31 protein-coding genes are annotated in these 22,224 nt (G+C 26.3%); 30 read left to right on the plus strand and 1 reads right to left on the minus strand.

The genetic code is table 11. The features are described from left to right. The first annotated feature begins 118 nt into the window (after window positions 1-118). The 9 genes from ARA19_RS09255 (at window position 119) to ARA19_RS09290 (ending at window position 6,463) form a co-directional block, all read left to right on the plus strand. A complete protein-coding gene (locus ARA19_RS09255) occupies window positions 119-1,036 on the plus strand; it encodes a hypothetical protein (RefSeq protein ID WP_055070685.1) in 918 nt (305 codons plus the stop codon). Between the two features lie 151 nt (window positions 1,037-1,187). Beyond that, the gene (locus ARA19_RS09260; protein WP_055070686.1) at window positions 1,188-1,394 is read left to right on the plus strand and encodes a helix-turn-helix domain-containing protein; all 207 of its coding nucleotides are present in this window, start codon (window positions 1,188-1,190) and stop codon (window positions 1,392-1,394) included. Window positions 1,395-1,529: 135 nt separating this feature from the next. Next, window positions 1,530-2,393: a ParM/StbA family protein gene (locus ARA19_RS09265; protein ID WP_055070687.1), complete on the plus strand. Its 864-nt coding sequence runs from the start codon at window positions 1,530-1,532 to the stop codon at window positions 2,391-2,393. Then, the gene (locus ARA19_RS17585) at window positions 2,390-2,560 is read left to right on the plus strand and encodes a hypothetical protein (protein WP_207643339.1); all 171 of its coding nucleotides are present in this window, start codon (window positions 2,390-2,392) and stop codon (window positions 2,558-2,560) included. Before ARA19_RS09265 ends, ARA19_RS17585 begins: the two co-directional genes overlap by 4 nt. Window positions 2,561-2,568: 8 nt before the next feature. Beyond that, window positions 2,569-2,748, plus strand: coding sequence for a hypothetical protein (locus ARA19_RS09270; RefSeq protein WP_055070688.1), 180 nt, complete (start codon window positions 2,569-2,571; stop codon window positions 2,746-2,748). Further along, window positions 2,745-4,634 carry an FtsK/SpoIIIE domain-containing protein gene (locus tag ARA19_RS09275; protein ID WP_055070689.1) on the plus strand — a complete coding sequence of 630 codons (1,890 nt, stop codon included), beginning with the start codon at window positions 2,745-2,747 and terminating at the stop codon, window positions 4,632-4,634. The genes ARA19_RS09270 and ARA19_RS09275 overlap by 4 nt, the downstream gene beginning before the upstream one ends. Before the next feature lie 366 nt (window positions 4,635-5,000). Continuing rightward, window positions 5,001-5,489 (plus strand): hypothetical protein, encoded by a 489-nt coding sequence (locus ARA19_RS09280; protein ID WP_055070690.1) that lies wholly within the window; start codon window positions 5,001-5,003, stop codon window positions 5,487-5,489. Window positions 5,490-5,696: 207 nt separating this feature from the next. Next, window positions 5,697-5,939 (plus strand): hypothetical protein, encoded by a 243-nt coding sequence (locus tag ARA19_RS09285; protein ID WP_055070691.1) that lies wholly within the window; start codon window positions 5,697-5,699, stop codon window positions 5,937-5,939. A gap of 143 nt (window positions 5,940-6,082) precedes the next feature. Beyond that, window positions 6,083-6,463 (plus strand): hypothetical protein, encoded by a 381-nt coding sequence (locus ARA19_RS09290; protein ID WP_055070692.1) that lies wholly within the window; start codon window positions 6,083-6,085, stop codon window positions 6,461-6,463. 45 nt (window positions 6,464-6,508) lie between these two features. Here ARA19_RS09290 and ARA19_RS09295 read toward each other — a convergent pair whose 3' ends face one another. Further along, window positions 6,509-6,715 (minus strand): DUF6471 domain-containing protein, encoded by a 207-nt coding sequence (locus tag ARA19_RS09295; RefSeq protein WP_055070693.1) that lies wholly within the window; start codon window positions 6,713-6,715, stop codon window positions 6,509-6,511. A gap of 178 nt (window positions 6,716-6,893) precedes the next feature. On the opposite strand from ARA19_RS09295, the gene ARA19_RS09300 reads away from it, so the two are divergent. From ARA19_RS09300 to ARA19_RS09390, 21 genes are all read left to right on the plus strand, one after another. Continuing rightward, a complete protein-coding gene (locus tag ARA19_RS09300) occupies window positions 6,894-7,145 on the plus strand; it encodes a hypothetical protein (RefSeq protein ID WP_055070694.1) in 252 nt (83 codons plus the stop codon). A gap of 30 nt (window positions 7,146-7,175) precedes the next feature. Further along, window positions 7,176-7,337, plus strand: coding sequence for a hypothetical protein (locus tag ARA19_RS17590; RefSeq protein ID WP_157452245.1), 162 nt, complete (start codon window positions 7,176-7,178; stop codon window positions 7,335-7,337). A 52-nt stretch (window positions 7,338-7,389) separates the two neighbouring features. Next, a complete protein-coding gene (locus tag ARA19_RS09305; RefSeq protein ID WP_055070695.1) occupies window positions 7,390-7,611 on the plus strand; it encodes a hypothetical protein in 222 nt (73 codons plus the stop codon). 176 nt (window positions 7,612-7,787) lie between these two features. Beyond that, window positions 7,788-8,000, plus strand: coding sequence for a hypothetical protein (locus ARA19_RS09310; protein WP_055070696.1), 213 nt, complete (start codon window positions 7,788-7,790; stop codon window positions 7,998-8,000). A 467-nt stretch (window positions 8,001-8,467) separates the two neighbouring features. Then, entirely contained in the window at window positions 8,468-8,725 is a 258-nt protein-coding gene (locus tag ARA19_RS09315; RefSeq protein ID WP_055070697.1) for a hypothetical protein, read from the plus strand. 57 nt (window positions 8,726-8,782) lie between these two features. After that, on the plus strand, window positions 8,783-9,226 hold the full coding sequence (locus ARA19_RS09320; protein WP_055070698.1) for a hypothetical protein: 444 nt from the start codon (window positions 8,783-8,785) through the stop codon (window positions 9,224-9,226). Window positions 9,227-9,924: 698 nt separating this feature from the next. Continuing rightward, window positions 9,925-13,122, plus strand: coding sequence for a hypothetical protein (locus tag ARA19_RS09325; protein ID WP_055070699.1), 3,198 nt, complete (start codon window positions 9,925-9,927; stop codon window positions 13,120-13,122). A gap of 47 nt (window positions 13,123-13,169) precedes the next feature. Beyond that, on the plus strand, window positions 13,170-13,364 hold the full coding sequence (locus tag ARA19_RS09330; protein ID WP_055070700.1) for a hypothetical protein: 195 nt from the start codon (window positions 13,170-13,172) through the stop codon (window positions 13,362-13,364). Window positions 13,365-13,394: 30 nt separating this feature from the next. Beyond that, window positions 13,395-14,408 carry a hypothetical protein gene (locus ARA19_RS09335; RefSeq protein WP_055070701.1) on the plus strand — a complete coding sequence of 338 codons (1,014 nt, stop codon included), beginning with the start codon at window positions 13,395-13,397 and terminating at the stop codon, window positions 14,406-14,408. Between the two features lie 14 nt (window positions 14,409-14,422). Next, the gene (locus ARA19_RS09340; protein WP_055070702.1) at window positions 14,423-14,788 is read left to right on the plus strand and encodes a hypothetical protein; all 366 of its coding nucleotides are present in this window, start codon (window positions 14,423-14,425) and stop codon (window positions 14,786-14,788) included. Between the two features lie 327 nt (window positions 14,789-15,115). Next, complete coding sequence (locus tag ARA19_RS09345) at window positions 15,116-15,331, plus strand: hypothetical protein (protein ID WP_055070703.1); 216 nt, start codon at window positions 15,116-15,118, stop codon at window positions 15,329-15,331. A 226-nt stretch (window positions 15,332-15,557) separates the two neighbouring features. Further along, a complete protein-coding gene (locus ARA19_RS09350) occupies window positions 15,558-16,031 on the plus strand; it encodes a hypothetical protein (protein WP_055070704.1) in 474 nt (157 codons plus the stop codon). Between the two features lie 78 nt (window positions 16,032-16,109). After that, the gene (locus ARA19_RS09355; protein ID WP_055070705.1) at window positions 16,110-16,727 is read left to right on the plus strand and encodes a GIY-YIG nuclease family protein; all 618 of its coding nucleotides are present in this window, start codon (window positions 16,110-16,112) and stop codon (window positions 16,725-16,727) included. Window positions 16,728-16,747: 20 nt separating this feature from the next. Continuing rightward, complete coding sequence (locus tag ARA19_RS09360; RefSeq protein WP_055070706.1) at window positions 16,748-16,963, plus strand: hypothetical protein; 216 nt, start codon at window positions 16,748-16,750, stop codon at window positions 16,961-16,963. Between the two features lie 32 nt (window positions 16,964-16,995). Continuing rightward, on the plus strand, window positions 16,996-17,163 hold the full coding sequence (locus tag ARA19_RS17595; protein WP_157452246.1) for a hypothetical protein: 168 nt from the start codon (window positions 16,996-16,998) through the stop codon (window positions 17,161-17,163). A gap of 14 nt (window positions 17,164-17,177) precedes the next feature. Next, window positions 17,178-17,600: an HNH endonuclease signature motif containing protein gene (locus ARA19_RS09365; RefSeq protein ID WP_055070707.1), complete on the plus strand. Its 423-nt coding sequence runs from the start codon at window positions 17,178-17,180 to the stop codon at window positions 17,598-17,600. A 98-nt stretch (window positions 17,601-17,698) separates the two neighbouring features. Further along, a complete protein-coding gene (locus ARA19_RS09370) occupies window positions 17,699-18,193 on the plus strand; it encodes a phage terminase small subunit P27 family (protein ID WP_242862420.1) in 495 nt (164 codons plus the stop codon). A 1-nt stretch (window position 18,194) separates the two neighbouring features. After that, complete coding sequence (locus tag ARA19_RS09375; RefSeq protein ID WP_084764566.1) at window positions 18,195-18,860, plus strand: terminase large subunit domain-containing protein; 666 nt, start codon at window positions 18,195-18,197, stop codon at window positions 18,858-18,860. A gap of 267 nt (window positions 18,861-19,127) precedes the next feature. Then, window positions 19,128-20,216, plus strand: a complete 1,089-nt coding sequence (locus tag ARA19_RS09380) for a terminase TerL endonuclease subunit (RefSeq protein ID WP_055070708.1) — start codon at window positions 19,128-19,130, stop codon at window positions 20,214-20,216. Window positions 20,217-20,236: 20 nt separating this feature from the next. Next, complete coding sequence (locus ARA19_RS09385; RefSeq protein ID WP_242862421.1) at window positions 20,237-21,475, plus strand: phage portal protein; 1,239 nt, start codon at window positions 20,237-20,239, stop codon at window positions 21,473-21,475. Continuing rightward, on the plus strand, window positions 21,475-22,176 hold the full coding sequence (locus ARA19_RS09390; RefSeq protein WP_197276585.1) for a head maturation protease, ClpP-related: 702 nt from the start codon (window positions 21,475-21,477) through the stop codon (window positions 22,174-22,176). The genes ARA19_RS09385 and ARA19_RS09390 overlap by 1 nt, the downstream gene beginning before the upstream one ends. The last annotated feature ends 48 nt before the right edge of the window (window positions 22,177-22,224 follow it).

Consider the following 22,224-nt stretch of genomic DNA (forward strand, 5'->3'; position numbering starts at 1 on the left):
TTAATTGTAACAAATTATTTAACACAAGTCAAAGCAAAATCTAAAAATTTTTTTGATTTTTTAATTGGTGTGAATAAGTATAGATTTTTTATTTTCTCAATCGTAAGGGAGAATGAAAATGAAAAATTATATTAAAAAAATACAATTTACAGCAGAAGAAAATTTGAGATTTAATCAATTACTAGATAAGCAAGAAAGAAAACACTTAATGAGCATATATAGATTTATGCTAAAGAAAACAATAGATAAGATAATTTTGTTCAATGATAATACACTTAAAGCTAGCTTAAGAGCATTAAGAAAGGCTTATATAGAAGAATGTCATAGTAGTTATAGATGCAAAGAAACAAAGTTCTATGAATTAATGTCTACACTAGAAGAATTACAATTAATAAGAGTAACAAAAGCTAGAACTAAGTTTGGAGCAAACACTTATGAGTTTTGTAGATATTTTAGTAACTTAAAGTTAGAAGAGAGAGCAGAAGAAGTTGCATCAGCCGAAGAGACAATTCTAATTGAGAATGAACAAGAAATACAAATAGTAACAGCAGGTGTTCAAGTAAGTGAAGTCAATGGGTATGAGGATTCTCATTTGGAAAATCTTAATCTTAAGTTATCTTACAATACTTTATACGATGAAACAAAATTTGAAAGTGAAAAAGAAGTCTTAGAAATAGCAGAAAATTTATTAAAAGATTATAAGTTAAGTGCAGATGATAGAGTAAGTGTATTTACACATATAAAAACAAAAATTAAAAAGTATTGGAAGAGAATTAATATAAGTGGTGCTAAAGAATATATTACAAGAATGCTTATAGAAGTTATTGCCTTAACTAAGAAAATTAATAAATCTGTTAAAGCTCCTAAAAGTACTGTTAAGAAAGTTAAAAAGCAATTAAGATTTTCTAATTACAATCAAAGACCAGAAAAATATGATGAAGATGAGTTTTTAGGTTGGGATGATTTAGAACCACTTGAAGTTATAGAAGCTAGAAATAAAGCTAATTTAGAACAATATAAGCTACAAGATGCTTAGAATTAAAATGCTGTTTGATAATTAAATATAGAACCTTCTCAAAGTTATCTTAAAATCAAGATTTTATTTACTTTACCTAAAAAATTTTTTCGCTTTTACAACCATTAAATGGTATAATTTACCTATAGATAATAAATACATAGGGGGAGTTATGCCAATAAAGAATAAGTTGTTACAAGTAAGATTACAATTAGGATATAGAAAACAAATAGAATTTGCTGAATTTTTAGGACTGAATAAAACGCAATACAATAAATACGAAAACAACATGCAACAGCCATCAATCGAAATTTTTTATAAAATATCTAAGAAGTTAGGAATATCAATTGATGAACTAATAGAATTTGAGGAGGAGTAGTTAAAAAACTACTCTTTTTTTCTTGAATAAGATATTTTTTTTGTTTTTTGTATTTTTTTTATCCAAAGTAGGAAACTTTTTATACTACTTTGCGTATAAATATATCATGAGAAATAAAAAGAGGTAAAAAGAAATATGGAAATAGGCATAGATATAGGGAGTAGTATAACAAAAAATTCAAAACTACTTCAATTTGAATCTAAAGTATCATTTTTGGACAGTTTTAACAAAACAGACACCATGACGATTGATGATGAGGAGTATTTCATTGGTATAGGCGAGTATGATAGCAATTATAGAAAAGTTGAAAGGAAAAATCTACTTCCATTGCTATATGGATCTTTGGCTTTAAGTAGCAATGATATTTTTAATAAGGTAGTATTAGGCTTACCAATATCACAATATAAGGCTGATAAAGAAAAATTAAAAAATATCATAATGAATAATGATGAAAAAAATATAGTTATAAATGGAAAAGGCAAAAGACTTGTAATTCAAGATGTTGAAGTTGTCCCTGAGGGTGTTTTAACAGTTGATACTAATAATGATTGTATATTAGTAGACATAGGAGGAAGGACAACAGATATAGCTTTAATAGAAACAATTAATAGAAGAAGAAAGGTTAATAATCCCTTAAGTATACCAATAGGAATACAAAATTTAAAGTCAAATTATATAAAAACTATAAATGCTAGAGAATCATTAGATTTAAGAGATAACGATTTTGATAGAATAGTTAGGAATGGATTAAAGATTTATGGAGTTTCAAGATCTACTGATTATGCAAAAGATATATTTAGAGATTTTGCAACAACATTGATAAAAAAATTAGAAATTGAATATCCATTAAAAACGCATGATTTAAGAATAACGGGTGGCGGAGGAATGATGTTATTTAAAAGTCTGAAAAAAAGACTTAATCATGCTAAGTTAATAAATAATAGTTTATATGCTAATGCTATAGCTTTTGAAAATTATGGGAGGAATATTTGGAGATGAAAATACCAGTAAGTTTTAAAAAAAATGAACAGTATATTTATGATTATGTGATGAAAAAGTTATCTGCAAGTGTTTATATTAAAGAACTAATAATTGCTGATATGAAAAGAAGTAAAATTGATAGTATTAATATAAATCAAACAAATAATAATAACTTTGATTTTTAGGAGGACTTATGGGAGAGATTGAAAAATTGAAAGAAAATTTTACAACATTAGAGTTAATAAATATAGAAACTGAAGCATTAGCAAAAGCTAGTTTTATAGCCCAAACTCAAGAAATTTTTGATTATTTTGCATTACTATTTTATAAAAAGTTGATGCAGGAAGCACTGCTTAGGAAGTGTAAAAAATGATTAATACACTAGCTTTGCTAGGAACAAGTATAATAGCAATCCCAACATTACACTACGTCTGGAATTATGATCCTAATTTCAAAGAAAAGAAAAAAATAAGTGAAAAATGGAATAACATATGTTTAAATTGTAACTTAAAAAATAAAGAAGATATAATTCCATTTTTAAATAACTTAGAAAAAACTAGCTTTGGATTTAAGGCTATAACAGAGTTGCCAAGTGGAATAAGTTTAGAAAAATTAGAGCAAGCAAAACAAACATTAGAAGATAATTTAAATTGTATGTTAGAAATAACTAAAGATAAATATGACAAATTTGTATATCTAAATATAATTAATAAAAAGCCTGAATTTAAATATGAGCCAGTAAGATGTGATACTAATTCGCTTTGGATAGGGTATAAGCACAATGGAAAGCCTTATAAAATAAAACTTAACCAAGATCCTCATTTGCTGATTGCAGGAACTACAGGAACAGGAAAGACATTCTTATTAGCAACTATTTTAGCTAATTTAATTTACAATAATCCTAAAAATATAGAGGTTTATCTATCTCAGATAGTGAAGGGAGAAATAGGAGTTTTTAAAGATTGTAAACCAGTTAAAAAAGTAAGTTATAGTCTAAAAGAAACAGCAGAGATATTAGATAAATTAGCTAAGAAAGTAGATAAAAGAAGTAAGGAATTTACAGATAGGGGAATCAAAAATTTAGATCAATGGAATAGTAAATATGGAAAGCAAGATTTTAAAAAAAGAATTTTTATGGTGATAGAAGAAGTATCATTTTTTATACCAGAAGATACAGAAAATGATGAGATAAAAGCATTAAAAAATAAGTGTTGGTCTAATATATTAACTATAGCAAAAGCTGGTAGAAGTAGTGGTGTACATTTTCTAAGTTGTACACAAAGGTCTACATGTGCTAATATACCATCCGAAATAAAAGCACAAATGACTAGAATTAGTTTTAAGCAACGTTCTGTTATAGATAGTACAAATATTATTAACACAGCAGAAGCAACACGTCTACAACCACGAGAATTTATAATAGATGGTGCAGAGTATCAATATTTAATAGCACCAGATGTCGATGAAGAATTTAAAATACTACAACAATACGTTAAAGAAATTATTGTACCAACTGAAGAAAACACATCTAAAGAAACATATCAAAATCAAGTTCAACAACAACAAGAAAAACATGAACATTTAATATTAAGTAGAGAAGAATATTTAAAAATGCTAGAAAAAGCAAAGATGAAAAATTCTAAAAGGACAGAAGAAAATAAAGTAATTTCTCTGAGTAAAAATGTAATTCAGACAACAGATAGAGATAAAGACATATTGAAGTTTATAGAAAATTATGGAGCAATAACATTTAAACAAGCACAAGTAATATTCTTTAGTAATTTAAAGCAAGGCAGTGCTAGAGCGAGTTGTAGTAGAGTCTTAAAAAAATTAGAAGAGAAAGGGTTTATAAAATCAGAAATTCATAAAGAAATGAAGGAAAAAGTTATTTATATGGTTAAAAGTAAAAGCATACATGATCTTTATATAATTAATGCTTATACAAGGATTAAAGAGTTAGGGGCAGAAGTATTGGAATTTAAGACTGAGCATCACTTGTTAAAAGGTAAGTTAAGACCAGATGCTTATATAGAATTTAAACTTCAAGACCAACTGTATAAGGCTTATATAGAGTGCGATTTATCACATTTTACAGGAGAAAAAAAGATGCAATTGTATGAAAGGTTAGGAGAAGATTTTGTAATAATTATAGGAAAAGAAGATAAGTTATCTTGTTCTAGCAAAAAAATTAAATTAATTCATACTTCAGTGGATTTTAGTAACCTAAGGAATGCAATTAAGGACAAGCTAATCTGTTAATCATTATTCAATAACACTCACTTCGCTCACGCTTGTTCCTATTATTACAACTTTAAAAAGTGGCTTAAATACTTGCTTTAAAGATGTTGATTTGTTAATGGCAAATAGTAGAATAACAGATAAGGTAATAGCTAGTTAACATTCTTAGTTTGCAAGATATGTCATTAAATTTGTTCATAAAAAGGGAGGATTATCCTCCCAAAGTACATACCCTTTTTATACATTACATTAATTATTTCAATAGATACACAGATTAAATGTTCCAATAGAAATATAGTAATGAATTATGCCAAATTAAACGGCTGATACCTGCATGCAGGAGTCGTAATTTTATGACTTAATTAAAATTGAAAGGATATGATACAAATGATAATAACACAATTTATTCAAGAAATTTCCCTATTACTGCTTCTTGGAGTTTTCTATGTATATTATTTATACAAAAAGAATTTTAAGAAAAAAAATAAAGTTCCAGTTATTAAACCTTATTATTTAATGAATAAAAAGGAATTAAAGGAACTTAATAAAGAAGTTACAGACAATATAAATCTAAGAAATAAAGTCTATAACAATTTTAATTTAATGATTAATAATCATTCTATATCAGCTCAAGCAATTTTAGAGATAACACAATTTATCAATGAAGACTTAAAGCTTGATATAGAAAAGTTTCAAAGTGATATTCATTTTATATATCATTGCCTAGATAGAGAGTATATTTCAAATCTAACATTATACACAATCAATACTTTGCTAGAAGTTGAAACTAAAATGTTCTTCTCCAATAAATCTAAGTCAATCCAAAAAATTAGATCTATAAAGAAGAAATCTAAAGTTATTAATCTATATAGCTAAAAGCTATTAGGCAATAGGGTATGTAAATAAGTAAAAACTTAGTTTTTCTTTTCTGATAGTTATATTTTAACCATCAGTTTCTTTTTTTATACAAGAAAATACTTAAAGTAAAGTTTATTTAGAGTTACAAAATCTTAATTAATTATCCATTGTAATAATATTGTAAAATATATATAATTATGTAGAAATTGTTTTAGGGGGATAAAAATGAAAAAATTAATAACAGGTATAATCTCGGCTCTATCAATCACTTTATTGGTAGGTTGTGGTTCAGCAACAACAAGTAGTAAAATTAGTGGGGATGAGGAGTTTGTAAAGATAGCTTCAAAAGCTATAAACAAAAGATGGGATGAGCAAGATAAAGTAACGAATGATGAAAATTCAAACAATAAAAATATTGAAATAGTTGAAAGAGAAGTAAAAACATTAGAGGAGCTAAAGGAAAGATAGAAGATAAAGAATTATTAAAAAGTGCTGAGGATTATATTGAAGGAACAAAAAAACAAATAGAATCATTTAAAACAGAAGATTTTGAATTAGCAGGTAAATTTTCAGAAGAATCAGAAGCTCTAAGAAAGCCAGCTTTAATAAATATGGTTGATAAACATGGACTTGTAATAAATGAAAATAATAAACAGACATATAATGATTTCAAAGCTAAAGCATCTATAATAAATAAAAATAATGATGCTAAAACATTTGCTGAAAAATTAGCTACAGAAATTAAATTTGAAAGTTCAAAAGAGTATGATTGGACTAAGTATGTAAGTATTTTAGAAAATAATAGTGAATTTAATTTTGATTATATATACTATAACGTTCAATTTAAAGATAAAGATGGTGTCGTTGTTGACGATGGAATAATAAATTTAAATAAATTTTCAGCTAAATCTAAGCAAAAAGTTGATGTTTCAACCAATAAAGAACATGAAACAGTTACAGTAGAATTAGATAGTTTTAGTTTAAAAGAATAAATTGTTAAATAAGGGATATGTTAAGCAAAGCATATCCCTTATTTTTTATTCTTTTGTATCTTCTACGATTTCTAATTTTAGTTCCAATGCATCCAGTATAGTTTCTAATTCTCTAACTTTTAGTGTATTTCTAGTAAGTTTATTATTAAGATTTGCAGAAGTTTCTCCTATTTTATCGCATAGATCTTTTAGTGTCATGTCTCTAAGTGCTAATTCACTTTTTATTATTTTTTTTAAGTCTTCACTTCTCATTTTAAACCCTCCTATATACTTATTATACCCTGTAGTATAATTTTATTCAATAAAGTATAAAAAATATTTAGATTTTTGAAAAAAAGCTGTTGACATTATATACTATAGAGTATATAATTAAATCATAAAGTGAATAAATTTATTTTTAAGTATAATAATTAAGAGAGGAGGAGGATGTATGGACAATATAAAAAATTTAACAGAAGAAATGCAAAAGACACTAAAAGAATACATTTTTGAAGATGAGCAAATAGCATATGTTTTAGATATTAATAATACATTACAAGTTTTATTAGTAAGCAAAAGTAACAATACAAATTACTACAGAATAATAGATATAAATAAAACTACAAATAAATATATAAAACCAGGTGTTATTTATATTAGAAGAGAATTAGTAAGTGCAATAGTTAATTTAGAAAATAATTAAAATTATAAAAAGGGTATGGGGGAGAATAAAATGGAAGAAAAGGTCAGAGAAATGGAAGAAAAAATAGAAGAATTAGAAGAATTAGAAGAAAGAGTTGAAGAAAAATATAGAGAGATTAAAAAAATAAATTCTATGATATGTTCATTTTTGGTTATAGATCTTATAAAATTTATAATACTTGCTGTAATGTAAAAAAATATTATTTGTTAATAATTTATTTAAAATAAAATGGGAGAATTAGGGTATGTTGAGAATCGAAATGTATAAAAATAGAGTTGTGGTTAAAGGAAATACTTACTATATCAATGAGAAGGTTTCAGATGAATTATTTGAATTAGCTAAAAATATAGTAGATGAAGAAATAGAGTACCAAGAAATGAATGGTGTTGAAGGTAAGGATATTGAGGAAATATTAGAAGATACTTTTGAAACTTGTATATTAGAATATTTAGAAGAAGTTGCTTAAAATTTAAGAAATATAAGAAGATAAATCACACATACATATAAATATAATGGTGTGAAATTTTATGTTGAAGTCGAGGTCACAAATTGCAACTGTAAATTACAATTTTTAAAAATAGATAAAGAACAAAAGATAATAAATTAAGATAAGAATAGATTAAAAAGTAGGGTAAAAAATATATGAGAGTAATAAGAAGTACTTACGTTACAGAAGAAGCAATGCAATCGATTAAAGAAGATTGGAACAAGCCATTTTCTAATGACAAAGAAGAGCATAATAAAATTTGTAGAGAAATAATTAGAGAAATGGAAAAAGACGAAAAAGAACGAGGCTTTATAATGGAAAATGATTATATATTATACAGAAAAGCGTTAAGAATGTTAGAAATTTAAGAAAAGGAAATTTTCTAATAAACAACAATTTATAATTGTAATGACTATACTAACTATCCTTTACGAGATAATAAAGTTATTACAAATATTAGCTGAAAAACTATTATAAATTGTACAAAAGAATAAACACGGAAGGGAAGTAACAGTTCCCTTCCTATTACTAGAAAATTTCCTATTATTATTATATCTAAGATATAATAATAATAGGAAATTATAGTTAGTTAAAAAACAGTATTAATAAATTATGAACTTGTTAACAATTAAAACAAGGAAATTTATAAAAATGATACTTTTAAAACAAGTGTTATTGTCATTAAAAGTAAGAATACTTCGCGTTTTGTGTGAAAGACGAAGTGTTTAAATAGACATAAATTATTTAATGTAAGTTAATTATAAATTTGTTAACAAATGCTATATAATAAGAGTAAGAAAAAGGTTAAAATCTGATTATATAGGGGGAGTAATTTATGATGAAGATAGAATTAAAAGTTGAATTAAATGATGGACAAGAAGAACTTATAAAGAAAGTTGAGAAACAAATAGAAATCATATATGAAGTTATTTCAGAAAATGATGGGAAAGTAATAAAAATAATAACAGAAAAAGAATTGAATGAAATGATTGATGAAAAATTAAAAAAGGAATTTGGTAGTAAATTTAAGAATGAATTAAGCAATGAAATATTAAAAAAATCAATAAAAAAACTTATTTTTGAAAATAATTAAAATCAAAATTTTATAATAAATAATTAAAAATAAAAAGAATTTAGGGGATATATAAATATGGAATTAAGAATAACATATATCAAAGATATAATAAGGTGTTTTGCTGGTAAATCTATGTTTTATATAGAATTAGAATTGGATTATAATGAAGATTGTTTATTTATGGATTATAGAAAGTTTAAAGAACATATTGAAGAAGGGTTATTAGTTGATTCAGAAGTGTTTTTTGATGAGGTTAAATTACAAAAATATAAGAATTTTTCAAAAAATGATGATAACCAAATGATAAGAAATCAGCTTTATGAATCAGGGGAAGTATGGGGATTGAGTGAAATTATAGACTTAGATACAAACAAATCTAGATTTAAATTATACGAAGAAATGGTAGAAATTGATTTGGATAATTTTGAACAGAAAAAGAAAGAATGGATAAAGAAAATTGAAAAATGTAAGGCTGTTGAAGGTGAAAGAAGGATATATGAAAAATTAAATCTATATTAAATCATTCAATTCAAATAATTAAATTTAAGTAAAACTATCTAGATGCTAATTTTACTTTAGCAATTAGTATCTAGATATAATCTAACAACATATTTAAATTTAAATATAAAATAACCATTTTATTTATATATAATTCTAAAATTTTTAGTAAACGTTTACTATGATTTAAAAGGAATGTTTTATATAAAAACAGAGTAATTTTCACCAAAATTTATTAATATAGGTTCATAAATGGCTTAGTTACTAGCTTTACAGAGATATGCTTAATAATCCTTAAGGGAGAGAATCAATATGTAGAAAAAGTCTAAGTGCTTTAAAGATAGTAAGTAAGCCATTCCTTAAATTTAATTTCCTTTTATTAATATGGTAGATATATATCAGAAATATAAAAAAACTATGTCGACACTCGTACATATACCCAAAGTCAGTATATAAGCTATTTATTGAAGTGAGTTGCCTTTTGCTAATATGGTGATAAAGAGATAAAAAATAAGGCAAAATGATACGGCTTATTTTCTGAAGTGGCTTATTTACTAGGCTTAAGAGCAGTTTATAGTTATCATTAAGGAAGAGAAAAAAATAAGTGATTGTAAAGAACCTGTTTGGTAGCAAACTTAACGCTACGCTATTTGCTACCGAGAAAAGATGGATAATAAGGCTATAAAGCCATAAATAATTTTTAAGGGGAGAATATGAAGATGGAGAAATTAAAACAAATTAAAGTAAATTATTGGACAAACTTAAAAGATACGGAAAAAATGAAATGTGAGGAAATATCTTTAGTAGAAAATAGAATGCTTAGATTGTATTGCAGATATAAAGATATAGAGCTAAAAGATGGAATTAAATTAGACAATATAATAAAGGTTATTTTAGCAGAAGACTATGATATAGCAAAAGAACAAATAGTTAATGGTATAGAGATAAATGGAAGACAATTCAAGTATTTAATGAGTTCACCCAGCATGATGAAAATAGAGGCTACAGAAGAAACAAAAAATAAATGTGAGTGCTTATTCATTGAAAAATCAGAATATGATTTTAAAAGAATTTTAGAAAAAGTAGATAGCTTAGATAAAATGAAAAAGCTTAAAGAGAAAGATGAAATAAGCATAAATAAAGATATAGTTACTAGACTATCTCTAAGTTTATCTGGATCTTATTATATAAATTATCAACCGAAAATAATTATATTACCGTCTACAACTTTTAAAGCAACATCGAATAACTATTGTACTTTTATTAAAAATGATAAAGGATACAAATTTATTGAAAAAGGTAAAGAAGTTGATAATGTTACACCAACGTTTGATTTTGCTGATGGTTGTGGCTTTTTTAATCATAAATTAGAACCGATATTAAAAGCAACTTTAAAAACTAAACAAAAAATTGATTTTATAGGTATTAGAAAATCTGCTTTAGCTGTGAAAGGATTATGTGTTAAAGCTGATTTACACAAACTGTTCGATGATTTATACGATGAAAATATAAAATATGATTATTTCAGAAAAGATAGCAAGGGTAATTATTGGACATTAGATATATATAATAATTGGCAAAATATAAGCAAAGCTGATCTAGTTATAAACACAAATATGGCAAAATGGTGGAAGAACTTCGAGTATTTAAAAGATACGCCAACTAAAATAGATGAAGAAATGAATAATATAATTAAAAAAGATGAAGAGTTGCAAAAATATTCAGATTTAATAACAGGGTTAGAAATAACAAAAATTAATAAGGCTAATTTGCAAACACATACTTTAACAGCCTATCAATTAATTAATAATACAATGCTTACCCCTAAAGAAATATCAGGATTATCAGCTGACACTGAAAGATATTTGAGCAAGATAATAAAGGGAGATATAGATGCAACAAGACTTTATTATAAAGATATAGCAAGAGAATCTCAAGAAGAAATAAGTGCTAGTACAAAAGTTCAAAAATTACTACAGATTAATGAAAATACTATAAAAACACATATAGTTAGTGCAACAACAAATAGAAATATAGAAAAAACTGCAAATCAATTAGCAGGAGGAAGATTTTACGTTAAGGGTAATTATAAAACTTGTTGTATATGTCCTGTAACTTATGCAAGATTTATAATGATGAGAGAAATTGATACAACTAATGGGCTTCAGGCACATGAATTTTATGTACCAAAAGAAATTGGTAATAGAGTAATGAATAGATATCCTCAAGCTGTATTTTCCGAAACTCATAAAATAAAGTTAGTAGAAAATGAATTGTTGGATAAGCATTTTGGACACTTAACTTCAGAATTAATATTCTTTAATCAGGCAGATAGTATGGCTTCAATTTGCTCAGGATTAGATTATGATCTAGACTTTGTTGGAGTTTGGGATAATAAAACATTATGTGATGCAGTTATAGAACCGAAGGATGGCAGACACTTTTTAAACACTATGGACAACGGAGATACCGTTAAACTACCGTATAATATGGAAAATGAAGCATACAGTATTTTAAAAGCAAGTGGAAATATAATAGGAAGTATAGCTAATATTACAACAAAATTATCTAACTATGCACAAGAATTAGGGTATATACAAGGAGAAGAATATTATAGATGGAAAGAATTAAGAGATTATTATTCAAAAGAATTTCTTAAAGATGACTTAAGAAAGATAGCACAATTAGAAGAAGATATAGTTAGCTTAAAGGCAGAAAAGAAATTGGTTAACAAGGAAGAAAGAGAAGGATATGAACAGACTATAGATAATATACAAGATAGAATATATACAATAAACAAAAAAATTAATGGTAAATTTCAAGAGTATTTAGATATGGCACTTCAAGAGAAAAAATTTATATGGTTAGGAGACTGTGAAGAAAAAGTTATAAAAAAATATTTAATAGATCAATTCTATAATTTAAGAGAAGAAATGTATTATGCTTTATTAATGTCACAGTTAGCCATAGATGCACCTAAAACCTTAGTAGTTCCTGACAAAGATGATTTAGCAAGATTAAAACCTTATAAAAAAATGAAATATCCAACCTTCTTACACTATTATAGTTATACAAAAAATAGAGAAAATATCAAGTATATCCCTTATGAGCAGTGTCAATATAGTCATACTGCTTTAAATATAAATGCTAGTAGAATTAATAAAGAGATTATAAAACCATTGCGAGAACAAAAAAATAGAAAAGATAACAGTTCAGAAAAAAATCTTATATATAGTTTATTTAAAGATAAGTGTATAGAAAATAAAAAATGTACTGATGATTTTAAAAAATTATATAGTGCTTATAGAAAAAATAGAGAAAAATACAAAGGGAATACAGAAAAACTAAATATCATTGATATTAAAGGATATGAAAAATATGAGCAGTTAAGAAAAAAATATAATGATGAAGAATTAGGAGATGCACTAATAAAGGCAAGAATAACAAGTAGATTTTTAATTAATTGTTGCTATAATACCTTTGAAAACCTCCTAAAAGACAATGATTTTGAGACAACGGCATATATAGAAGATACAGAAGGGAATATCGATTGGAAGTTTAAAAAATATCGTAAAGTAAAGGCAAAATTGAGAAATAAAAACTTACAATTAATAGATGTTATAGAGAAAAAACAAAAGTTAGGACAAGAAGTAATAAGTCTTAAAGTAGCTAAGACTAAAAATAAACTATTAGAAAAAGCAGTAATTAACATAATAGATAACAAGGTTCATTTCATGGATAGAAACGGTGAAAACATGGGATTTGCTTATAATAACTTAAATAAAAAAACTAGAAAATATGACTATGATTTAAATGAAGGAAGAAAGTTAAATGATAATGAGTTTGAAAGGAAAGAAGTAAAAGTAAATGTATTAGAAGAATGTAAAACTTATTATAAAGTAGCAATAGAGTTATAAAAACATAGGGTACTTTCAAAGTACCCTAAAAATTAGGGGGAATTAAAGTGGAGAAAAAAAACAAATATTTTATAGTAAATAGTGTAAGATTAGCAAAGGCTTTAAGTTTTCTAGGATTTGATTACTATGTTTATACAGATAATGGAAAAGAAATATTTAGCTTTATTGACAGTAAAGAATTAAGACAAGCTAGAGCTAATCTATTAAATTTAAGAAAGATATATCATGTAGATTATAAATAATAGTAAAATTTTAAGGGGAGAGATTTTAAGATGGAGAAAAATATTTTTATTAAAATACCAAATTATTTTGTTAAATCAAGTAAGGAAGGAAATGGAGGATTACTAAAAGAGGTAGATAATAAATTATTATTAGTAGCTTCTTATCTATATCTAAAGAAAGATTTAATCGGAGAAAGTTCAACTACGTTAGAAGACATAATTCTTGAAACAGGTTATAAACCAAAAGCTGGAGAAGGAAAAAATAATGAAATATTTAAAAAAATGCTTATTAAATTACAAAATAAAGGTCTCATATCAGGAGTAACAGAAGATTTAAAATTAAAAGAGCTTATAAAAATAAAAACAAATTTCTTTGAAACAGATGATGATAATAAAGATATTTGTTTTTTTATTATTGATTATAGTATTTTTAGGAAAATAGTAGAAATTAATAATGTAGATAAAGCAATTTTATATAATTTATATTGTTATATTAAGAGTTGTATAAAAACTATAGATAAAAATATAGATCAAGTTGTTCAGGGTGGTAATTATCCAGTTGCTTATCCTTCATATCAAGCTATAGCTAAAAATATAGGGATTAATGAAGGTACTATAAAAAAATATTTAGATATTCTAGTAGAAAATAAATTAATTTTATTTGGAAATGCAGGAGTTTATAGTCCAGTTGGGAATAAAAAAGCAGTCTACGAATCAAACAATACTTATATAATCTATAAAAATGAAGAAAGTGTAGATATGCTTAAAGAAGCTATAAAATTCTATAAAAATAGATTAAAAGAAACAGGATATGTGTTTAAGAAAAATTATAAAACTGATAATAGAGTCATTGGTGGGAAAATGACTGCGATAAAAAATAAAATAAAAGCTGGAACAGCAACTAAAAAAGATTATGACAAATTAGAAGAGTTAGAAGCTATATGTAATAAAAAGAATAGAACTGAAATTGATATTATTAAAAATTTATTAGAAAATAAAAAAATAATATCTGAATATTACTATGATATAGCCAATGAAAAAGCTGGAGATAAATATACAAAATAGAAGAAGAACTTCAAGTGATTGATGAAGATAGGGAACTATTAGTTAACTATGATGAATATTACAAAGCAATGTATAGTTACTTTATATCTAAACAAAACATTGATAAAATTGAAGAGAAAGAAAAAATCAAGGTTATAAAAACTTCTGATAAAAAAATTGGATTTGTAGTAAATAGAAGTGCAATGTTAGAAGAAATTGATAAGCTAAAAAAACAATATAAGAATATGTATAAAGAATCATTTACATTAGAAAAAATAGGGTATAGTAATAAAAAACAATTATCAAAATTTACAGATGTAGAGTTATTAAATTTTAGGAATACATTTAGAAATATAGTAGAAGCTAAGAAAGATGAGATAATAGAAAGTTTATGGGGATAAGTGCCTTTTCTACAAGGGATCAAAATAACCTCTTCTAAGAGTGCTTATATAAGTATTATCTTAATTTATATCATTTATATATTTTTTTAGAGTTCTTTTTGATAGAGGGGAGTGATTTAGTCCCTTATATATAATGCTTATTAAGGTTAAAGGGGAGTGATTTAGTCCCCTCTGTAAGGTGCAGTAAGAGATACTAATAGTAATAAGAGTTACTAATTACTTTCTAAACGCGTAAACGCATTTATTGATGAATTTAATTACTATATATATGTTATAATGAAATAGAAAATTTGAAGTATATCATCATCATATGGAAGGATATTTATTATGGAGAAGATAGAAGTTGGTTTAAAAATAAATATGAGAGAATTGGAGGATATTATAGGGAAAAGTGCGATAATTATAGAAAAGGATGCTAATATAAATGTATATACTGATGGTAATTTATATGCTGTTGAAATATTAGAAATATATAATAAATGCATGTTAGCTGAAAATAGAAAATATTGTTGGAATAATGTAATTATAGTTAAAAGAATATAAAGTGAATTAATCATATAGGTCAAGCTAGATCGTTGCGCTACGCTACACTTTACTCTAGCTTTCCCTTTTGAAGTGTTGGAAGGTGATAATATCTTTCATTGCTAATTTTCTTAATTCATTATTAGGCATAAGATTAATTTCTTATGTCTTTTTTTATACAAATAATTAAGAGTACATAAAACAAATATTAAGGTTATGCTTTGTCCTTAAAAGCGTAGGAGGATTTATGATAAATGAACAATTAATAAGTATAAAAAATAGAGTAAGTGCATTAACAAGAGAAGAATACATTTGGGGACTTACAGAATGCAATCAAACAGGAACTATTTCTTGTGCAATATGGGACACAGAATATAATATTATTACTAATTTTAATACAAAAGAAATAGCTGAATTTAATAATTTTGATGAGGTTACGATTGTACAAGAATTAATAATATCATTATATAGAGAAGAAATAAATTGGAGAAAAGAAAGTATTAAATTCTTAAAGCAACAACAACAAAGTAAAATAAAATCTTTAGCAACTTGGTACAAGAGAAATAATAAAGATAAAGTGGAAAGTATTACTAAGGAACTTGTTGAAGCACATAATACAATAGAACAAGAGAAAAAGAAAGTTGCTTACTTTAAGAATTTTATTAATAATTTCTATACAGTTAAAAAACAATTAGAAGATTATGAGTGGTTATTAAGTTAGCTGCTCTTTTTTTATAGTAAAAATTAAAAATAAATATTAAAGTTATGCTTAATCTTGAAAAGCAAAGAGGAGTAAAATATGAAAAATAAAATGATAATTGAAGGAAATGTTAGAGTTGCTGGAGTATATGCAATGTATATACAAGAAAATGGACAAGAGAAAATACTTTATATAGGAAGTGCAATAGAAATAAATGATGCTTTAAGTAGACACTTATATCACTTAAAACGTGGTTTATATGCTAATACAAATAAAGCTATATTGCAAAAGTATTATGATTTAGAAGAATTAAGATTTAAAGTTTTAAGAGAATCTAAATTAGTAGACAAAATATCAGAAATGAGTTTAAAAGATAAAGAAGCAGTCCAAAAGTCTTTAGAAGTATTAGAGCAATTCTATGTTAATTTATACCGAGATACTATTTGCAATAAAATGATGATTGTAAGAAAGCATAGTAGTAACAAAAATAGTACAAGCACTTATAAAAGACGTAGATCAAATCTAGGCAGTAAGAATCCAAACTCAAAGTTTGATGAGGAAATTGTTGCAGGTATATTGTGGCTTAAAGAGAATGGTTATAAAGCAAAAGATATTAAGAAACTTTATGAAGAGTACGATATAAATGATTCTTATATTTGTCGAATTGGTGTCAGTCGCTGGATACATTTAGAACCTAAGAAACCTGATTTTATTTAATTTAAGTGAGGTGTGTAAATATGTTATCAGTAGTGTTAGATGTAGCGTTAATTATTCTTATATTTAGAGAGGTAATAATATATAAAAATAACGATAAGAGAATAGATAAACTAAAAGAAGAAAGTGATAAAATGAATAAAGAGATAAGAAAAGAATTAGAAAAAATAATTGCAGAAGATGGAAAGATAAGAGAAGAAAATGAAAAATTAAGAGAGATTATTAAGAACATAGATTAATTTCTATGTTCTTTTTATTGTGGGGGAATTAAATGAATAGGTATAGAATGTATTTTAAAAATAGAGATGGGCATGTTGTGCTTGATAGCAAAGATACTATAGAAGATATTATTGTTAAAATAGGAAAAAATACAGAATACATAAGAATTGGAGACAGCATTATTAATGTAACAGAAATAGCTATAATAACAGAAGTTTAGGAGGAATGTGTTCAATGGCTATTCTTAAGATGTGTCCTCGATGCAGAAACATGATTGATAGAAATGCTAAGTTATGTGCTAAATGTACAGAGAAAGAACGAGAGAGAAAGAAAAGTTATGATAAGACAAGAGATAAAGATATAGTTAGTTTCTATAATAGTAAAACATGGAAGATAATAAGAGACTTAGTAAAGAGTAGAGATAATAATTTATGTTTGCTTTGCTTAGAGAAAGATAGAATAAGTGTATGTAATGTTATACATCATGTCGTAGAAGTAAGAGAGGAATGGGACAAGAGATTAGATAAAGATAATTGTATTAGCCTGTGTCATGACTGTCATAACAAAGTTCACGCTGCTTATAAAGATAAGGCTATTAAGAAGATAATACAAGAAAAATTATTTAATATAATTAAAAATTGGACTAGGGCTAGGTAAAAATGTTTTGGTAGATTTCTTCTAAACCCCATGCCCAGTTTTCTTCACGCAAATTTCCCAAAATGAATGCTTAAGGGATAAATAATATAGAAAGGTAGGTGATTGCTATAGCTAGACCTAAAAAACCACTTGAGTTACAAACTAAACATTTAACTCAAGAAGAAAGAGCTGAATTAGAATATCGGCAAGAATTAATAAAAACAAATTCAGATCAACTCGAAAAGTCTCCGAAGTGGCTTAGAGATAAAATAGCTAGAAATGAATGGAAAAGGCTAGTTGAACAATTTAGAACAATAAGTGTTATCTCAAATTTAGATTTAAATAACCTTGGTGCTTATTGTAATGCCTATTCTAGTTATATAGAAACAACAAAATTATTGAAAGATGAACCTTTAACAATACAATATACTAACAAGGGTGGTGCTACTAATATTATAGAAAATCCTTTGATAAAAATTCAGATGAAATATAGTGATGAGATGAGGAAATATTCTAGTCTTTTAGGATTGAGTATTGATAGTAGATTAAAATTAGCATCAATCAAGTCAACTGAAACTAAGAAAGAACTTACAGATGAGTTTTGGGATATATAAAATGACTATTTTAGATGAATTAATACAATATGCAAATAATTGCTTAGAAGATAAATTTGTATCTGAATATGAAGATTATATATCTTGTCAAAAGCATAAATGGGCTTGTAAAAGGTTTCTGAATGATCTAGAAAGAATAGAAAATGATGATAATTTTAATTACTATTGGAATGAAGAAGAAGCACAAAAGATAGTGAATTGGTTTAGTTACTTAAGACACAGCAAAGGAACGTTAGCTAATAAACCTATAATTTTAAATGTATGGCAGAAGTTTTGCTTATGTCAAATTTATGGATGGAGACACAAACAAACAGATTATAAAAGATTTAATCAATCCTTTATAGAAGTGGCTAGAAAAAATGCTAAATCTCAAATGGAATCTGGTGTCGTTCTCTATGAAATAGCTACACAATCTACAAAAAATAATGAGCTGTATGAAGCTTATTGTGCGGGAACTAAAAGAGAACAATCAAAAATTATTTTTGATGAATGTATTCTTATGCTTAAAGGCAGTCCATTAAAAAGTAAATTTAAAATTACAAGAGATAGGATTACACATATAAAAACAGGAAGTTATCTTAAAGCATTGTGTAAAGAAGATGGTAAAAAAGGTGATGGAACTAATCCAGCTATACTAGTTCTCGATAGATATATTTGTCGAGTTTAAATCGGGCAATATCGGTGAAAGCTAAGTTATTAAGAATAGATAATATGCCAACACCGAGATAACTTATATATTTAAAAGTATATAAACATCGTAGAGCATAGAGGATGAAACTAATTTATAGAATATAATTCCTCCAAGAGTGTCCGACACCTCATAATTAAATAAATTGTGTGATGAAGATGTATGCCGAACTAGGTATGAATAGACATACCGTAATGCGAGGAAACTCCTAGAACATAAGGATAAAAAGCCTTATAGGGTAACAAAATGGAATATCACCAGCATGAAACAACAGAATTTTATGATTTAGGTTATGGAGCTAATACAAAAGAATCATTGTTGATGATAATAACTACGGCTGGAGTTGATTTAACATTTCCTTGTTATACTCAAGAATATGAATTTTGTACAAATATATTAAATCATAGTATAGATGTAGATAATGATAATTATTTCGTTGATATACTTGAGATAGATAAGAAAGAAGAAGTAACTAATATAAGAAGTTGGAAAAAGGCTAATCCAATTAGAATGACTTATGCTGAAGGTGTTGATAAGATACAAAAGGCATATAAAGTAGCAATGCAAATACCAGAAAAAATGCCCGGGTTTCTAACTAAGTGCTTAAATTTATGGGTACAAGCTAAAGAAAATGGATATATGGACATAGAGAAATGGAAAAAATGTGAGGTTAAAGAGCTACCCATAAACACAGAAGGTATGTCAGTTTGGGTGGGGTTTGATATGTCTACAAAGATAGATTTGACTTCTGTTGCTTTTATAATACCTTATTTAGACAAAGGAATAAAAAAATATATTATTTCTACACATAGTTTCATTCCTAACAGAGAACGTTTACAAGAAAGAACACTTAAAGATAAAGTATCATATGAAGCATGGGAAATGAATGGATATTTATCTGTTACTGATACACAAATTATAAATCAAAAGCTGGTTTGGGAGTATGCTAAAAAGGTTTGTGATGAAAACAAATGGTCTATAGCAGGTTTATGTTTTGATGAAAATAATGCTTCACAGATGATGTTAGATTTAGAAGCTGAGGGATATAGAGTATATAGTGTTCCTCAGTCTCATAGGTCTTTAAGTGAAGCGACTTGTAGTTTTAGAGAACAAGTGTATGAAGGAAATATAGTTTACACTAAAAATCCTTTGCTAAATTTTGCTATGAGTAATGCTGTTGTAACAACCAGCAATCAGAAGGTGAAAGTAGATAAAGATGCTACAAAATTTAAGATAGATCCTGTAGATGCTATTTTAGTATCTTTTAAATTTGCAATGTATTACGAAGTTGAAAGTAATTTTGATGTAGATGAATGGCTCAATGAAGATTGGTAATTGCGGAGGGAGGTGAAATATTGGGGATAAAAGATTTATTTAACAATAAAACAGAAGAAAAAAAGGTTGTTGAAGAGAAGACCACAGTTGATTTAAATGAATTAGTAAATAGAGTTAGAAGTGTTGGAGATATAGGTAGTAGTAAATTAAATAGTGCTACTTATTATAGCTGCATGAATATTAGATGTAATGCTGTTGCTAAATTACCTTTGAAATTATACAGAGAAAAAGAACAAGGGAGTGAAAAAGCTACTAATCATTATCTTTACAGTTTACTTAAAAGTAGACCAAACAAATTTATGACAACTCATGATTTTCTTTTTTTAACTGAATTTTACAGACTTGATAGGGGTAATGCCTTTTGGTATATAAGTACTAAAAATGGGAAAGTGGATGGATTATATATATTAAATCCTGACTTGATAACAGTATTCATTGATGATGTTGGAATAGTTGGAGATAAAATGAATGTCTACTATATTTATAGAAATAGTAGTGAAGAAATTATATATGATGCGGATGAAATATGTCATTTCAAAAATTTTGCAGTTAAAAATAATGGATTAGAAGGTACTTCTATAAAAAAATATCTATATGACACAATTGAAAGAGAACAAAGAGCCGCAAAGGTTATAAGCGAAAAATATAAAACAGGGCTGATAAATCCGCTGATTGTAGAATATGCAGGTGATCTAAATGAGGCTAAACAACAAAGCATAATAGCTAAATTTGCAAAAATGGGTGGTGCAAAAAATGCTGGTAAGGTAGTGCCAATTCCAACCGATTTTAGGGTTAATCAGTTGGAAACTAAATTAAGTGACAACCAATTCTTTGAAATGCAAGGGTTAACTACAAGACAAATAGCCAATGCGTTTGGGATTAAAGGTTTCCAACTGAACGATATGGAAAAATCTACTTATAACAATATAGAACAACAAAATAGAGCATTTTATTCTGATACTCTGCAAAATGTTTTAACTATCTATGAACAGGAAATGGACTATAAAATAATATCTAAAAAAGAACAAAATGAATTATTTTGGAAATTTAATGTAGATAGTGTTGTCAGATCAGATTTAGCGACACGTTACGAAGCTTATACAAAAGCAATTGCAAGTGGGTACATGACTATTGCAGAAGTTAGAGACAAAGAAGATTTACCTTTTATTGAAGGAACAGATAAATTAATAATTGGAAATGGTGCTAGTATTCCGTTAAGTGATCTAGGAAAACAATATTCAGGAGGAGGTGAAAAATAATGAATAAAACAATAAAAATGAATTTACCAAGGATTAAAAATTTGACTGACAAGGTTGAGTTAAGATTTGATGGTGAAATAGTGAGTTCAGAATGGGACAAGTGGGAAAATGTAGATACTTGCCCTCAGGATGTTTTAGATATCTTAAAATCTGTCGATGAAAATTCTAATTTAGACATTTTTATAAACTCAGGTGGCGGTAGTGTATTTGCTGGTATAGCTATTTATAACATTTTAAAGAGACATAAGGGACAAAAGACTGTATATATCGATGGATTAGCTGGGAGTATAGCAAGTGTTATAGCTATGGCTGGGGATAAAATTATAATGCCTGCAAATTCTTATTTGATGATCCACAAACCTCTTTGTTGCTGTGCAGGTAATGCTAATGACATGAGAAAAACAGCTGATACACTTGATAGTATAGAAGAAGGAATTCTTAACACTTATGTTACAAAACTAAAAGATGACATTGAATTAGAGACTATAAAAAATATGGTCAACGAAGAAACTTGGCTGACTGGAGCAGAAGCAAGTAAATACTTTAATGTAGAAGTAATTGCAGAAAATAAGGCAGTTGCTAGAATTGATAAGGATTATGGATATAAGAATATGCCAAAAAATCTATTAGAAGTTGAAAATGAACTTGGGGAAATAGAAAATGAAAAATTAAAGTTATCAATTGAATTAGAGTTAATCTAGTTCTTTTTTTATGCAAAAAATTAATGAAAATATGAAAGTGAGGATTAT

The organism is Clostridium massiliamazoniense (genome assembly GCF_001403635.1).
Taxonomy (GTDB): Bacteria; Bacillota; Clostridia; order Clostridiales; family Clostridiaceae; genus Sarcina; species Sarcina massiliamazoniense.

Coding starts and splice junctions, on each gene's coding strand:
- ARA19_RS09255 (WP_055070685.1), top strand. CDS start 119: ATGAAAAATTATATTAAAAAAATACAATTTACAGCAGAAGAAAATTTG.
- ARA19_RS09260 (WP_055070686.1), top strand. CDS start 1,188: ATGCCAATAAAGAATAAGTTGTTACAAGTAAGATTACAATTAGGATAT.
- ARA19_RS09265 (WP_055070687.1), top strand. CDS start 1,530: ATGGAAATAGGCATAGATATAGGGAGTAGTATAACAAAAAATTCAAAA.
- ARA19_RS17585 (WP_207643339.1), top strand. CDS start 2,390: ATGAAAATACCAGTAAGTTTTAAAAAAAATGAACAGTATATTTATGAT.
- ARA19_RS09270 (WP_055070688.1), top strand. CDS start 2,569: ATGGGAGAGATTGAAAAATTGAAAGAAAATTTTACAACATTAGAGTTA.
- ARA19_RS09275 (WP_055070689.1), top strand. CDS start 2,745: ATGATTAATACACTAGCTTTGCTAGGAACAAGTATAATAGCAATCCCA.
- ARA19_RS09280 (WP_055070690.1), top strand. CDS start 5,001: ATGATAATAACACAATTTATTCAAGAAATTTCCCTATTACTGCTTCTT.
- ARA19_RS09285 (WP_055070691.1), top strand. CDS start 5,697: ATGAAAAAATTAATAACAGGTATAATCTCGGCTCTATCAATCACTTTA.
- ARA19_RS09290 (WP_055070692.1), top strand. CDS start 6,083: ATGGTTGATAAACATGGACTTGTAATAAATGAAAATAATAAACAGACA.
- ARA19_RS09295 (WP_055070693.1), bottom strand. CDS start 6,715: ATGAGAAGTGAAGACTTAAAAAAAATAATAAAAAGTGAATTAGCACTT.
- ARA19_RS09300 (WP_055070694.1), top strand. CDS start 6,894: ATGGACAATATAAAAAATTTAACAGAAGAAATGCAAAAGACACTAAAA.
- ARA19_RS17590 (WP_157452245.1), top strand. CDS start 7,176: ATGGAAGAAAAGGTCAGAGAAATGGAAGAAAAAATAGAAGAATTAGAA.
- ARA19_RS09305 (WP_055070695.1), top strand. CDS start 7,390: ATGTTGAGAATCGAAATGTATAAAAATAGAGTTGTGGTTAAAGGAAAT.
- ARA19_RS09310 (WP_055070696.1), top strand. CDS start 7,788: ATGAGAGTAATAAGAAGTACTTACGTTACAGAAGAAGCAATGCAATCG.
- ARA19_RS09315 (WP_055070697.1), top strand. CDS start 8,468: ATGATGAAGATAGAATTAAAAGTTGAATTAAATGATGGACAAGAAGAA.
- ARA19_RS09320 (WP_055070698.1), top strand. CDS start 8,783: ATGGAATTAAGAATAACATATATCAAAGATATAATAAGGTGTTTTGCT.
- ARA19_RS09325 (WP_055070699.1), top strand. CDS start 9,925: ATGGAGAAATTAAAACAAATTAAAGTAAATTATTGGACAAACTTAAAA.
- ARA19_RS09335 (WP_055070701.1), top strand. CDS start 13,395: ATGGAGAAAAATATTTTTATTAAAATACCAAATTATTTTGTTAAATCA.
- ARA19_RS09345 (WP_055070703.1), top strand. CDS start 15,116: ATGGAGAAGATAGAAGTTGGTTTAAAAATAAATATGAGAGAATTGGAG.
- ARA19_RS09350 (WP_055070704.1), top strand. CDS start 15,558: ATGATAAATGAACAATTAATAAGTATAAAAAATAGAGTAAGTGCATTA.
- ARA19_RS09355 (WP_055070705.1), top strand. CDS start 16,110: ATGAAAAATAAAATGATAATTGAAGGAAATGTTAGAGTTGCTGGAGTA.
- ARA19_RS09360 (WP_055070706.1), top strand. CDS start 16,748: ATGTTATCAGTAGTGTTAGATGTAGCGTTAATTATTCTTATATTTAGA.
- ARA19_RS17595 (WP_157452246.1), top strand. CDS start 16,996: ATGAATAGGTATAGAATGTATTTTAAAAATAGAGATGGGCATGTTGTG.
- ARA19_RS09365 (WP_055070707.1), top strand. CDS start 17,178: ATGGCTATTCTTAAGATGTGTCCTCGATGCAGAAACATGATTGATAGA.
- ARA19_RS09375 (WP_084764566.1), top strand. CDS start 18,195: ATGACTATTTTAGATGAATTAATACAATATGCAAATAATTGCTTAGAA.
- ARA19_RS09380 (WP_055070708.1), top strand. CDS start 19,128: ATGGAATATCACCAGCATGAAACAACAGAATTTTATGATTTAGGTTAT.
- ARA19_RS09390 (WP_197276585.1), top strand. CDS start 21,475: ATGAATAAAACAATAAAAATGAATTTACCAAGGATTAAAAATTTGACT.